Raw genomic sequence first — 13,488 nt, forward strand, 5'->3', positions numbered from 1 at the left:
CCGCCATTGACCCTGTGGAGACCACTTACTTCTTCTTGCCGCCTTGATGCGGACCGGTGTACGGAGGGTTCGGGTAATTGATGCCGTCATTCCCCTTACCCGGGTGATCCAGGTTGCCTCGGCCCTTATTCCAGCTTTGAGCCGTTTCAAAACGAACCGGCTGTTGGCTTAGAACCATGGGGCGCGCATATGGCTTGGTTTCCCGCTTCGCGTTGTCCTCCATCGTCTCACTCTCCTAGCGTTTCAAGGTTTGGATAAGGCGTCTTGCTTCCCCGAAGGGTGTATCAATCATTTCGTATATACGAATATATACCGTTGTCTCCAGGCGATCCAAACTGAATTCGACCGTTTGTGTGCCGCTTACCAGCTTGTTCTCGCCTGTAAATGAAAATACTTTGGAGGCCATGATTCTGTTCTTCTCGTCAGCGAACTCTACCCTCATTTTGGAAAAGCTTTGGTCCACAACGATTTCATCCTGCAGCTTGATCGTGAAATCCAAATTCATCTTATAGGCGTAGGGCAGACTTCCTCCGCCCATACTGTAGTTAACTCCTCTTGTCCAATCGTTCAGCGTAGCTTGGAACGGATAGAACGCCGAAGACATATCGTCCGTCTCTTCGATGATCTTCGTTTTGAAGGCGGCCAGTGGAAGATGATATGGCTCCACACTCTTGCCATCCGTAATCTCCATAGCCAGCTGCTCGCTCGCTTCTGCATTCGGAATGATGAAGGAGTAGTAGATGACGTAACTGATATTCGGGATAAGCGTATCTACCTGCGTACTCTGTCTTGTCCCCACATACTTATTCCCGCTAAGGCTTGTCAGAGCGGTCTGGAACTGGGGAACCTGGAGCGGGTTCTCACTGCGGTTGAGCAGCTTGAACTTGGCTACCGCTGCTTTGAAGCCGCCTCCGGCACTTTCGTACATGCGCAGGTCGGTCATCGAAACTTCGATATCAGGTCGAATGAGCTTCGTTAACGGATCGATCTTGATCGGCTTGTTCAATTCGTAGGGCAGCAATTGGTTCATATCGTAACGCGCACTGTTCGTTGCCGGCGGCGTAATCGACAATCTGCCGATCGCATAAGTCGTATGCGTTTTATCCTCGGCCACGAAGTCTTCCGGCGTCAGCACGTACAAGCTTTTCAAATCCGCTCTGTTCCTGATTGGAATGGCGTAGTGGAGATAATTTTTCTCTCCCGGTTCCAGGAAGATCGGATCCTTCTCCAATCTTTTGGCTTCGTACACCTTATTCTCGGATTTTCCGTTCAACCGGAAGTCAGGGATTGCTGTCTTCTTATCTCCGGTATTCACAGCCAGCATGGTGGCAATGGTCACTGCTCCATCGGACGTATTCTGTTCGTTCAGGCTAACCGGCTTAAACTCCAGCGTATCCGACAGAACAGGAATCTTGAAGGAGTCCTCCCACTTCTTCAGTGCCGCAGGATCCGTGAGGACAGCTTTCTCGCCTTTCCATTCTATGGCGGATACAGGCAGAGATATGATTCTCTTCTCCTGCTTCGGATAAACGAATTCATCCACATCATAGAAGGAAAGCTCCGTCAAAGCGAAGACATCGTAACGCTCCACTACATTCATATAGCTGAGCTCGACCGTCTCCTTGGGCTGAATATTTTTGGCGTTCGCCAGACTCGGGCGAAGAATGTATTCCAAGCCGTCCTGCGTCTTGACGCGAACTTCATACTCAGGGACTCCGGTCAAGCGGTCTCCATTGTTGAATAAGCGGACAACTGCGCCGATTCTAGTGCCCTCCGGGGTGGATTCGTTCAATACACTTTTTACTTCCACCTTAATCTCGTCGGTCAATGAATAGCTGGTTACGGATGAGGAATACGTATATTTCTCATCGGCCGCCACATGGAAAGCCGCTGATGGAATCACGAGGGAGGCGGACAAGATGAACATGACCATCGTATGTTTCCATTTTATTTTCAATTCGAGTCACTCCAATTTTATTTATTGCTCTTCCACAGCCGTCATTTGAACCTTCTGTTTGTTGCTGAGCTCATTCGGGCTGGTTTTCACAACCAACTCCCCTTCTTTGAGACCCGACAGCACTTCTTGGTTAGGTTCATTCAATCTTCCCAGCTGAATGCTCCGCTTCTCCACTGTATCTCCCGCAAGCACGAAGACGAAAGCGTCGTCTCCCTCTTTCACGATGCTATAAGTTGGAACGGTCACAACGATCTGATCCTGCTCCTCCGTCAGTTGAAGACGCAGCTTCGAGCCGGGCTTCAAAGCCAGATCTTTGTTCGGTACTTCCAAGTTGATTTCATACGACTTCGTTTCCGGATCGATGACTTTGGACAGGTAGCTGATCGCGCCTTTATACTTGTCTTTCGCACCTGTCACATAATAGGTCAGTTCCTTCTTGTCGCCGATTTGCTTAGCTTCCGTTTCGTTCAACTGGGCTTTGATTTTGATCGGATCCAGCCGTTGAATGACTCCGACGTTAGCGCCTGGCTGCAGTGTCATTCCCGCTTCCAGCGGCATCTCAGTCAATAAACCGCTGACCGTGGCTTTCACTTCGAGATTTTTCATGGACTGATCGATTTGCTGCAGCGCAATCTGTGCGTTCTTGAGCTGCGGCTCCAATTCCGAGGTCGCATCGACCGGCTCCAGCAGGCTCAGCTTCTTCTTCAATTGGTCCAAATCCAAGCGGGCGCTCATCATTTGACTTTCCATCTGGTACAGCTGTGCCTTCGTGACCAGCCCGATATCGTAATCGTTCCTCATTTTATTGTAGTTACGCATTAGACCGGTCATCCCTAACTCCATCTTTTGAATGGAGTTGCTCATTTCCAGCCTCTGGCTTTCCGTTTCTTTGATCGCCCGGGCCTTCGCTTTGGCAATAGCCTCTTGCGCCGTAGCGACGGCACGTTCGGCCGCTTCTCTCTGGCTCACCGCCTCCGCCGACCTCAAGCGGAGGATCACTTCGCCTTCCTGCACCATATCGCCGCGCTTCTTCAGTACTTGCTCAATATCCCCGGCAACCTTGGACGTAACGCCGAATTGCGCGGAGGACTGTACTTCAGCGGCGCGTTCCACCGGATCTCCGATTTTTTGCTTAATCACCTTAAAGACCTTCACGGGCTTCAGCGCTTGATCCGTATACACGGAATTCGCCTCCGGATTTACCACCGTATCGGAACAGCCCGCCAGGATGCCGATGCTCAGCGTGATCAAGCCGACCATTCTCATCGCTTGCCGCTTTGGCTTTCGTCGTTTTCTTCTCATTGGCTATGAATTCGCTCCCCTTGCCATGAATTTTCACATCATCGGTTACATATAGGCCTCGGCACTGTTGTGCTTGATTTCATTCAGTACGACGCCGATCAATTTGACATTGGCCAGCTGCAGTTCTTCTTTCACTTTCTTGGCGACGCTGCGCTTCACTTTGCCATATTCAACAATGAGCAGAACGCCGTCGCTCTTCGTAGCTATAATTTTGGCATCCGTAATATGCAGCACCGACGTCGTATCCACGATGATAATGTCGTACTCTTCCCTGAGCTCCGCCAACAGAGTATCCATCTGCTTCGAAGCAAGCAGCCCGGACGGATTCTGGGGGACAGGTCCCGCAGTCAGGATGGAGAGATGCTCGATGTGCGTTTTCTTCACGAGCTCTCTCGCCGTATAATGCTCAACCAGATAATTGGTTAGCCCTTTGGCGTTGCTCTCGCCGAATGCAAGGTGAACGGACGGATTGCGCAGGTCGGCGTCAAGCAGCAGCACGTTCTTCCCAATCTGGGCATAAGCTACTGCCAAATGCACGGCCGTTGTCGTTTTCCCTTCCCCACGGCTTGAGGATGTGATCGTAATCGTCTTGGCTTCGCGGCCGAAGACCGAGCATTCGATATTGAACCGCAAGGAGCGGTAAGCTTCCGATATCGGAGAATCGAGGTGCATGTGCATCAGGCTTGGCGAATTAGTGGATGGTTTTGGCATAGGCGATTTCCTTTGCTTTTTTTCTGGATTTGGACCTTAGCTTGGCTCTCAGTTCTTTATTCTTCACTTTCGGTATGTAGGCCAATGTCGATAATTCCATAACTTCCCGAATATCTTCATCCGTTTTCAACGTATCGTCCAGCGCATCCACCAGCAGAATGATACCAATTGTAGCAGCCAACGAAACAATGAAGCTTAAGATGATATATTGATTCGACTTTTGATTCACGGGGGTCGGATTGTCCTGCACTTTGGCTCTGTTCAGAATCGTAATATTATCGACTTTCATAATCTTGGGGATTTCGGTTTGGAAGACATCGGATACCGCATTCGCAATTCTAACGGCTCTTTCGTGTGAAACATGCCTTGCAGTTATCGACATGACTTGCGTTTCATTGAGGTTCGACACATTGACAATGGAGATTAATTGATCCGTAGAGACGTTGAGATCGGGGTAGCGTTGAACGACTTTGTCCATAATAGCGGGTGTCTTGATGATTTCTTTGTACGTATTAATGAGCGCCATATTCACGCCGATCGCTCCATAATCGATTTGTTCCGTGCCAAGCTGGTCCTGCTCATAGGTTTTATTGACGATCAGCTTCGTGGATGCCTGGTAAATAGGAACATAATTCGACGTTGTATATAGCGCTGTCAGTACGGTGCATGCTAGCACAATCATTACGATCAGCCACCAGCGCTTCAAGATGATGGTCAGATATCCCTTTAAATTAATTTCCATGTTTCCCCTCCGTGAGAAGTCCTCTTTTCATTTTCGATGATACTATTTGTATCTTCTTGTAATTACTACTTTAAGATACTTTTTGTATCATGTCAATAAGATGTTACGGCAAGAAGTTCCAAATCGTATCGCGCGAAAAAAAAAGAAAAGGCCCGGAAAAGGCCCTTTCTTTGTCCCTAATTTATCGCCATGGAGGTCACGATATTTTTCTCATTTTTCAGTGCCGAAACCATAAGCGCCTGCCGTAGAAGCAAGGCTAACAGCCGCCTCATCGAGCCGATGCCGATTTTGTTCATAATGTTCGCCAGATGAATTTTGACCGTCTTCTCACTGATACAGCAATTCTCGGCAATTTCCTTGTTCGTATACCCGTGGGTGACAATAAGGCTTAAAATTTCCGATTCACGTTGGGTCAAACCATACTTGTTGAAAAATTGTTGCAGCACCTGACTATCTGCGATTGAATTCTGCATTATACAACAACTTCCTTTATGTGAATGTGACGTTCTCGACTAAGGTCTACATAGGCTTCTTCTATCTTCACAAGCGGATTCGTATCATCCGTCGGATTGATGTAAATCACTTCTCCCCAACGACCATCGGTGAGCTTCACTTTCTTGCCAATTAGGTTGCGAATCATATTATCCAGAAAAACAGACACGATATGGGGATCCAATTCACCAAAAAGTCCGCTCCTCATGCGTCTTACCACTTCGTAGAACGGCATCATGGGATGGTAGGGCCTCTTCGAAGACATGGCATGGAACACATCCGCAACAGCGACGATCCGGCTCATTCGATCAACCTGGCTTTCCTTCAATCCCATCGGATACCCGCTGCCGTCCGCCCGCTCGTGATGCTGCAAGGCCACAAGAGCTACCCGAAAGTGGATGCCGGCGGTCTCCCGAAGCAAATTGTACCCGCGAATCGTATGCTGCTTCATCTCCCGGAATTCCTCCGGCGTCAACTTGCCCGGTTTCTGTAAAATGTCCGGCGAGATGGTCACTTTGCCTACGTCATGCAGTGTGGCTGCAAGTGTCAGTAATTCAACTTCTTGCTCGTCCATGTTCAACCATTTGCCGATCAGCGTCGACAGAACTCCTACACCGATATTGTGCTGATGTGTGTACTCATCCTTCGCTCTGACAGCTTGAAACAGCTTAAACAAATTAGGTTGCTCGGCAGCCTGCTGCACAATGGGGAGGAGCTCGCTCTTGATTTCCGTCAGCGGAATCTTCTGCTCAGTCCCGATCCGTTCGAATAATTGCTTGGCATATGCGGAAGCTTGTTGTACTAGAAGCTCGGAGGTGTTAGGGGAGCTGACAACTTCCAAGACCGGCTGATCTTCATCATCCTGTACCGTTGTCGTTATTATGTCCATGAAGTGAATACGATGTTGTCGAAATAAATCCAAGTGCTCTTGGGTGAGTACGGTTTTACTAGGTGCCAATACAAGTCCATAGCTTGTCATTACATCGTATTTCAGCATCTTGCCCAATAGCTCTCTCAATAGCCTTCGCCCCATTATTTCAAAATATAACCATTTTCTATTATATACGACAAAATAAGCTACAACCATGGGATCTTTTTCCCGTCTTTATCCATCCTAACCTAGGATAAAAAACCTAAAACCCATATAAACCCAATGTGATTTAGGACTTTTGGTGCGTATTGGTAAAAGATATCGCTAGACCCCCTTGCAACCGTGACATCCGTCTAGCCCCCTGCATATAGTAAGTATCGACAAATCCGCTTTTACCTAAGGAGGAACAACTGTTTATGACGTCAAGCAAAAAGCTAGAGACCCGGAATAACGAACAAGAACATACGTTTGAACAGCAGCAGCTCGATTCGGAACCGGTCTACGCTGCCGACTATCCGCAATCTCTCCCTTATCCATATGGTTATCCCGTCCCCCAAGCCTATACTTGGGTGCCTGTCTATGACCCGCGCGGCTTAGGCGGCATGTTCGGCTTCCCCGGTATGCCGGGCGGCGGCTTCCCGGGTATTCCCGGAGGCGGCATGACGCCGGGGTTCCCGCAACCGGGCTTCCCAGGACAGCCCGGCTTCCCGGGTGCGCCTGGATTCCCTGGGCAGCCGGGATTTCCCGGTCAGCCCGGATTCCCCGGGCAGCCTGGTTTCCCCGGACCAGGCCCAGGCATGCCGCCTGGAGGCGGCCAAGCGCAAGCTCCGACAACTGCGCCTCCGGCCTTCACACCGCAGAAGCCGCTTAAATCGGGCGGCGGTACCACCTTTGCGGTAGATCCGGGCGGCATTCGGCGCTGCATGTTCCGCTTCACGTATGTGTGGCTGAGCAATGGCCAGCAGTTCTGGTATTATCCGATCTTCGTGGGCCGCAACTCCATCGCAGGCTTCCGTTGGAACGGCTTCTCATGGATGTACTTCGGCATTGACTTGCGCTTCATTGATTCGTTCACTTGTTAATCGGAGAAGAGATGGATACGGGGTTCCCGTATCCATTTTTATTTGGAAGACTCTCTCTAACGGACGCATTATGTAAAGAAATCTGATCTGGACGCTTTGGGACATTTGGCCATTCTAGACTCTTCGGAAATCTCGCTTCCTCCAGTTTACGGCAAGTGGGCCTATGTTTCGGAGACGCAAAATGCCGTCAACATGCAGACCATGCTTGTTGCCGCGGACAACGACAGTGTATGCCCTGCAAAAGTCGTCTTATCTACCGCCGCTGTCTCGGACCAAGAAGTTGCTTCAAGACTGATGATTGAACCGACGTATACATATGTGTTTGACCAATGGTGTATCTCAACTACGCCCAGTACCAGCAATGGGCAGAAGGAGGTACTCGCTTCATGGCTCGCATTAAGTCTAACAGCAAGTGTAAGATCGTGGAAACGAGAAAAGTAACAGGTCAGTCTACCGTCATATTAAATGCCGATGTGGACATTGTGGTACCAACATCGAAGAAAGCTGTTCGCCTACGTCTGGTGGAGTATACGTTTGTCGATCGAAAGAAAAAGCTAGTTCGAATTCGGGCGCTAACGAATCGATGGGATCTGACAGCAATGGAGATTAGTGATATTTACAAGTACCGATGGAAGATTGAAATATTCTTTCGATCTCTGAAGGAAAATGTGAATTTAAAGAAGCTCTACAACACCAAAGCGTCCGCTGTATGGAACCAAATTTACTTGACCCTGATTGCATACCTCTCAAATTATTTCCGATTCGACGGCTATTGGCCTCCGTTATACTGAAACAAGGGCCTGTATTTCCGTTTCGCTCACGCCAGCGGAAATACAGTTCGCTAACACGGCTGAATTAGCGGTTCTGGAAGGTAAAGCGGAAATACAATGCGTTATCCTTGCTGAATTTGGTCGTTTTGCAGCTCAATCAGCATAATAACGCATCTTATTTCCGCTTCGGCGGCTATTGGCCCTCGTTATACTAAAATAAGGGCCTGTATTTCCGTTCCGCTCCCGCGCCGCCAAGCTTCCCAATCGAAGCATGTCTAAGCCGGTTAGATTTGGGAGATTTCCGTACTGGGGTACGAGGCACCTACACACACACACACTATTTAACGAATGTTAGGTTCTATGCAAAGCTATTGCCAAATTCCGGTCCGAACGGCCAAATAACGGCGTTGGTGTCCGCTACAATATCAAACCGGCGCAATTACGCCGAATAAGGTCCGCATTGTCCATTAGCGGAACCTCGGTTCCCAGCCACTAAAAAAGTCCGGCATTCACACGACGTGAACATGCCGGACTTCCTTTTATGGGGCGGTGCAATCAGAACTAGTCGGCAAGCCCGGCGCTTCCAATCGTGCCCCGCCCGCCAAGCCAATCTTTCAGCTTCACAAGCTCAGTTCCTGCAAGCATCATGATCCCAACACCGTGGTTATCATTCGTAACCGTCAGCAGATCCTTCTTATAATAATCAGTTGTAAATGCATAACGCGAACCGCTGCACACGCCGTGCACATTGCCCTGCCCGTCTATGGCGTAACGGGTTAAGCCGTCCCACGCGCGCAGCGCCGCACGGACGAATCTCTCAGGCTCGCGAAGCCAGCCGAACCGGACGCCCCGGGCGTAAGCGTATGCGAACATCGCGGTGCAGGAAGCCTCCTGGTACGCATCGGGATCGTTCAGCACCTGATGCCAGAGCCCGCTATCCGCTTGCACCTCCGCGTAGCCCGCGCACAACTCTTGAAAGAACGCAACGAGCTCTGCGCGATGCACATGGTCCTCCGGCAGAGCCTCCAACACCTCCGTGAGGGAGAACAAGGTCCACCCGTTTCCGCGCCCCCAAGGAATGCGTGTCGGCATTCCATATTTGAAGTCGAAGACGTGGGACATCATGCGCTGCTCCGGCATGTACAGGTAGCTGCGGAATAGAAGAAACTGCCTGGCGGCTTCGTCTAACGCCTCGCTGTTTCCTGTCATACCGGCATACCGGCATAGGAAAGGCGTGCTCATGTAGAGGTCATCGGCCCACATCGTATTCGCCGAATACTCATCCTGGCATACCCGATAGAAGGCTCCGTCCTCCTTCCGTTCCAGCTCCCGCAGCATGAAGTTTCCGATCCGCTGGGCAATAGGCATGTACCCGGCGTTCGCATCATCCTTATGCGATTCCAGCATCGCGGAGCCGAACGAGCCGCAATTATCAAGCATTTTCATCATGACGAGCTGCTGGTTGATGGCCGGAAATCCGTACTGTGCACGATCCCATAACGAGTATTCGTACATGTCGGTACAGCTTTGCACGTGCTCCAGCGCATACGCAATTATATCCGGCCGACCGAGCAAACGCCCTGTTTGAAGCAGGCCATAGATCGTCACGCCGAGCGGATAATCCCAACGGCCGAAATTGGTGGCGTTCCCAACCGTCCATTTGTTGCTCAGCATGGCATTCTCATAATAAGGGCGGATCCACGTCCGCGGACGGTCCAGCCGCCAATATTGGTTATGGAAGACCCGCTTCATCGTAAGCAGCTCGTTGACATCAAGGTCATGCGAAGCATCGAAGGGACCTAGATAAAACCACGCCTCCCCACTGCTCCCGTGCACGTCAGCAGGCGCCCGGAATGGAGCGGGCTCTCCTCCTGCCCATCCTTCCAATGTGAACCCCCACGACTGCGGACCGCAGCTGCTGCATACCAGCACGTCGTGGCGGCCATAAACAAGCTCCACCTCCGCTTGGAAGCTGCCGGCCGCCGGAACATCCGCGACTAGGCGGCCATCCACCCAGACGGTTGCCGGACCCGCGCTCGTTCCCTTCAGCACATAAGGCGCAGCCCCAGGGCGGTCCGAGTGGAGCACGCTCCAGGCATAGGCCGTCCTGCCGGGCTGGACACCGAACATGCGCTCACAATTGAGCAGCGCCAGCTCTTCCTCGCGCCACCGGCCCTCCGGCAGCCAAGCTAAGCCGTGCTCCCGCTCGGAGGAGAAGGGATTCGGCAGCGCGATCCCTTCGAACACATCCGCGTCGACGGGCGCCGAGTACACCCAACCGGCCTGGCCTAACCGCTCTGCGAACGGCGAGCGCACATTCAGGATGCGTACCTTCGCCTCGTCGGAGCCGAACAGACATCCGAAGCCGGCCGCCGTGTGCTTCGCCTTGATCCAGAGACGGTTCCAGCCTTTGGCGAAATCGAGATTCAATTTGACCGTCGCATCCGGCTTCAGCTCATCCATCACGTTAGAACGGTAGGCCAGCTCCCCGTTGAAATAAAACTGGACAGGCCCCAGGCAGCGTAGAAGGACATCCAGATTGCGATCGCTATCGCTCCAGACAAGGCTGTAGGCGTAAGAGATTTGGCCCTGCTTCGCTTCCGGGAACCGGCGTCCCAGGTCCAGGTCGAACAGCCCCTCTTCATTTTGCAGAATGCCATCCCGGTTAAACGCCCGGAACGCGAACGGTACGGGCGGGTTCGCCCCGATATAACGGTCGGCGAGCACTTTGAGCGTACGCACGTCATCCCCGCCCAGCCTGGCCCGGATGCTCTCTTGCTCATGGAAATAAGTCGTCATGGTAGCTCCACAATCCTTTCTATAACAGCCTTACCGTGAACGTACGGTCGAACGGCGTCATCAGGTTAACATGGACATATGTGCAGCCTGCCGGATGCGCATCTTCACGCACGCCTGGCAGGAGATGCTCATAAGCCCCGTCCGATATTTCGATGCGGTCAATCCCCGCCGTATAGACGGCTGAACCGCTTTTCAGGAAATATTTCCCGTCACCTGCATTCTCCAAGCCGCTGCCTTCGAGCTCTCCTTCGCTGCCCAAAATAAAGGTCAGCTGCGCGAACACATCCTCGCGCTGATCCGATTGGACACGAATCTTCCACTCGGACGCGCCTCGCGTAATTTCGGCCTGCAGTTCGAGTGTCTGCAGATGCGTCATCGGTCTATGCTGGTGCGGCAGCAAATACCATGGGCTTACAGGACCTTGGGACGTGAGCGGCAGATGCTGCTGCGGGATAGGCCCGTTATAGCCCTTGCTTAATGTCGCGTCTAATCGGTACACATGATCTTCCGCCGTCAGTTCATCGAACTTCACGATGCCCGGCGAGAAGGAGGTGGACAGCTTTACGCCGAGCAATCTCGCATCTCCGTGGCGCAGCGAGAAGAAAGACGGCGTCCGAGGCATGATCGTTACGCTCTGCGCTTGCTCGCGGATGCGTACGACCGGCGCGCCGAAGGCCAGATGCATGGAGCTATGCTGAATATGCATATGGTGGCCCACCGCATCGATCAGGCTCAGATGCTCTTGTACAGGGTGCGACAGATTCAGAATGCGAACGTACGAATCGGGCAGCTCGGCACGCGGCAGCTCGCGGACCGCGGCTTCCGTTTCCGGATAGAGCAGCATGTGCAGCAGCCCGTTATTGTTCACACCGTCCGGCCCTTTCAGGAAGGTGCCGGCATAATCGCCCATCGCGGCGAATACAGGATCTTGGTCGTAAGCGGCCATCAGCCGGTAAATGGTATAGTACGTCGCCATGTTGTACGTTTGGCCGAAATCCTGCCGGCCCGAGTAATCGGTCACGACCTCGCCTGACGGATGAATGAGATAGACCATCATGCGCAGATTGCGCCGGACGCTATCCAGCAATTCCGGGCGGCCCCATACACGAGCGGTATGATACAGCGCAAGGTCGCTGACCGCATTATAGATGCCGTTGCTTCGCTCGGTCCATTCGCCGTCCGCCGTAATGTCGAGGCCTTCGGCCAGCCATGCCTCGGCTCTTTCCTTCAGCTCGGGCTGCGGGAAGATTTCATGAAGCATCGCAAGAGCGGCTGTAATCACCCAGCGGTGATTCGGCGTATGGCAGCCTCCGCTCAGCATCGCCGGAATCGTGCGCTCCAGGAACAGCTTCAGCTTGGCGGCGGCCGGCTGCACGTCCGCCCATTCCTGACGGGCCAGCAGCTGATAAATCTGCGCAACGCCGCCGATGACGAAGCCCGTATCGGGCGGGGAATGATAATTCGTGGAGCCGAGCGACACCGTCCCGTCCGCATGCTGCCGGTTCAGCATGAAATCCGCCGCCATGTCCAGCGAGGCGGCTAATGCCGGATCCCGGTAATAGCGGGAATCGGGATTTACGAGCGCGGCAGCCCAGGCGGCGATATACACCGGCGTGCTGTGATGGCTGGCTCGGGCGATGCCGGTTTCGTCGATGACGCCGCCGTAATACTTCGATGCGGGGTCCAGTACCTGCTTCTCCAGCGCTGCAGCGGCAAGCTGGTCATTTTGGTCAACTAACTGCTTATAAATAGGGTCCATGCTCCTCACCTCTAACCTTTCATAGCGGCAATTTTACTTGTAATCAGCCGATGGCTTTCTTCGATCTCATCCGGCTGGCACAAGGCTTTCAGCTCATACACTTTGCATGCCGCCGCATCGATAACCTCCAGAAAATGATCGAAGAAATGCAGATCCTTGCTGTGCACATACGGGCACCAATGGTCGGACAGCTCCAGCGTTTCATGAATATGCACGCCATATATATAGCGTTTCACTTCCTGCAGCTCCTTCAAATTGTCATATAAGCCCATCCGGTCCATCATCATGGCGTGTCCGATATCGTACCATAAGCGGACCGGACTGCCCTGCAAATGGTCGCAAATGGATTTAGCCTCCATTAATGTAGGCATTTGGTACGATCTGGAGCGGGTTTCGATGCCGATGGCGATGTTCCAGCCTTGCTTCGCCGCATGCTCGCTGACTTCTTCCAAGCTGTCTTGGATGCGCTTCACATACCGGGGGCTCAGCTGATCTCTCCGCTCCAGCATATTGTGCCATAACCCTTGATACTCCGCCGAATTTCTTCCATAGTCCCGGTACAGCCTCTTGAGATCCAGATCGATATTAGATGCGAAAGGCACTTCCCCCGGATGCACGACCACGGCCTTGGCACCGTAACGGTGCGCGTACTCCATCGACCGGATCAGCAGCTCTACGGAACGCTTGCGCTTCTCTTCATCATCAAAGCCGAGCATAACGGAATCCGTATCGTAATCTGGATCGTTAATGAACGGAAACACGTTGTGCACACTCGAAATGCCGATCTCTCCCCGTTCGATCATCGGTTCGATCGTCGTCATCATCTCTTCGGTCACATTGTAGTTCAGCTCCACGTTACGAAAGCCAAGCGCTTTAATCTCCTCGATCATTTCCCGGCCAATCGAATGCTTCTTAATATTCCAACACGTAGAAAAGGAATACGCCCCTTTGTCGATCATTGAATATATGCCTCCTTATGAATCCCCTATGTCGAATGCTGTGT

12 protein-coding genes are annotated in these 13,488 nt (G+C 52.2%); 2 read left to right on the plus strand and 10 right to left on the minus strand.

Translation table 11 applies throughout. The annotated features are described in order from the left end of the window. Window positions 1-25: 25 nt before the first annotated feature. The 7 genes from J2X61_RS02035 to J2X61_RS02065 all read right to left on the minus strand — a co-directional run bounded on the left by J2X61_RS02035 (window position 26) and on the right by J2X61_RS02065 (window position 6,222). A complete protein-coding gene (locus J2X61_RS02035) occupies window positions 26-223 on the minus strand; it encodes a hypothetical protein (RefSeq protein WP_310185444.1) in 198 nt (65 codons plus the stop codon). 12 nt (window positions 224-235) lie between these two features. Then, window positions 236-1,957: a hypothetical protein gene (locus J2X61_RS02040; protein WP_274466872.1), complete on the minus strand. Its 1,722-nt coding sequence runs from the start codon at window positions 1,955-1,957 to the stop codon at window positions 236-238. Between the two features lie 21 nt (window positions 1,958-1,978). Then, window positions 1,979-3,259: an efflux RND transporter periplasmic adaptor subunit gene (locus J2X61_RS02045; RefSeq protein WP_274466873.1), complete on the minus strand. Its 1,281-nt coding sequence runs from the start codon at window positions 3,257-3,259 to the stop codon at window positions 1,979-1,981. A gap of 45 nt (window positions 3,260-3,304) precedes the next feature. Beyond that, the gene (locus J2X61_RS02050) at window positions 3,305-3,970 is read right to left on the minus strand and encodes a CpsD/CapB family tyrosine-protein kinase (protein ID WP_274466874.1); all 666 of its coding nucleotides are present in this window, start codon (window positions 3,968-3,970) and stop codon (window positions 3,305-3,307) included. Further along, a complete protein-coding gene (locus tag J2X61_RS02055) occupies window positions 3,951-4,712 on the minus strand; it encodes a YveK family protein (RefSeq protein WP_274466875.1) in 762 nt (253 codons plus the stop codon). The genes J2X61_RS02050 and J2X61_RS02055 overlap by 20 nt, the downstream gene beginning before the upstream one ends. Window positions 4,713-4,888: 176 nt before the next feature. Next, entirely contained in the window at window positions 4,889-5,185 is a 297-nt protein-coding gene (locus J2X61_RS02060) for a helix-turn-helix domain-containing protein (RefSeq protein ID WP_274466876.1), read from the minus strand. Beyond that, window positions 5,185-6,222 carry an HD-GYP domain-containing protein gene (locus tag J2X61_RS02065; protein WP_274466877.1) on the minus strand — a complete coding sequence of 346 codons (1,038 nt, stop codon included), beginning with the start codon at window positions 6,220-6,222 and terminating at the stop codon, window positions 5,185-5,187. The genes J2X61_RS02060 and J2X61_RS02065 overlap by 1 nt, the downstream gene beginning before the upstream one ends. A gap of 512 nt (window positions 6,223-6,734) precedes the next feature. Between J2X61_RS02065 and J2X61_RS02070 the strand changes: the two genes are divergently transcribed. Continuing rightward, on the plus strand, window positions 6,735-7,157 hold the full coding sequence (locus J2X61_RS02070) for a collagen-like protein (protein WP_274467477.1): 423 nt from the start codon (window positions 6,735-6,737) through the stop codon (window positions 7,155-7,157). Window positions 7,158-7,486: 329 nt separating this feature from the next. After that, on the plus strand, window positions 7,487-7,948 hold the full coding sequence (locus J2X61_RS02075; protein ID WP_310185447.1) for a transposase: 462 nt from the start codon (window positions 7,487-7,489) through the stop codon (window positions 7,946-7,948). A gap of 540 nt (window positions 7,949-8,488) precedes the next feature. On the opposite strand, the gene J2X61_RS02080 is transcribed toward J2X61_RS02075, so the two are convergent. The 3 genes from J2X61_RS02080 to J2X61_RS02090 are packed head-to-tail and all read right to left on the minus strand — an operon-like array spanning window position 8,489 to window position 13,444. Next, window positions 8,489-10,726 carry a glycoside hydrolase family 88/105 protein gene (locus J2X61_RS02080; RefSeq protein WP_310185448.1) on the minus strand — a complete coding sequence of 746 codons (2,238 nt, stop codon included), beginning with the start codon at window positions 10,724-10,726 and terminating at the stop codon, window positions 8,489-8,491. Between the two features lie 19 nt (window positions 10,727-10,745). Continuing rightward, on the minus strand, window positions 10,746-12,485 hold the full coding sequence (locus tag J2X61_RS02085) for a hypothetical protein (RefSeq protein ID WP_310185449.1): 1,740 nt from the start codon (window positions 12,483-12,485) through the stop codon (window positions 10,746-10,748). An 11-nt stretch (window positions 12,486-12,496) separates the two neighbouring features. After that, complete coding sequence (locus tag J2X61_RS02090) at window positions 12,497-13,444, minus strand: sugar phosphate isomerase/epimerase family protein (protein ID WP_274466883.1); 948 nt, start codon at window positions 13,442-13,444, stop codon at window positions 12,497-12,499. Between the last annotated feature and the right edge of the window lie 44 nt (window positions 13,445-13,488).

This window comes from Bacillus sp. 3255 (assembly GCF_031456485.1).
Taxonomy (GTDB): domain Bacteria; phylum Bacillota; class Bacilli; order Paenibacillales; family NBRC-103111; genus Paenibacillus_E.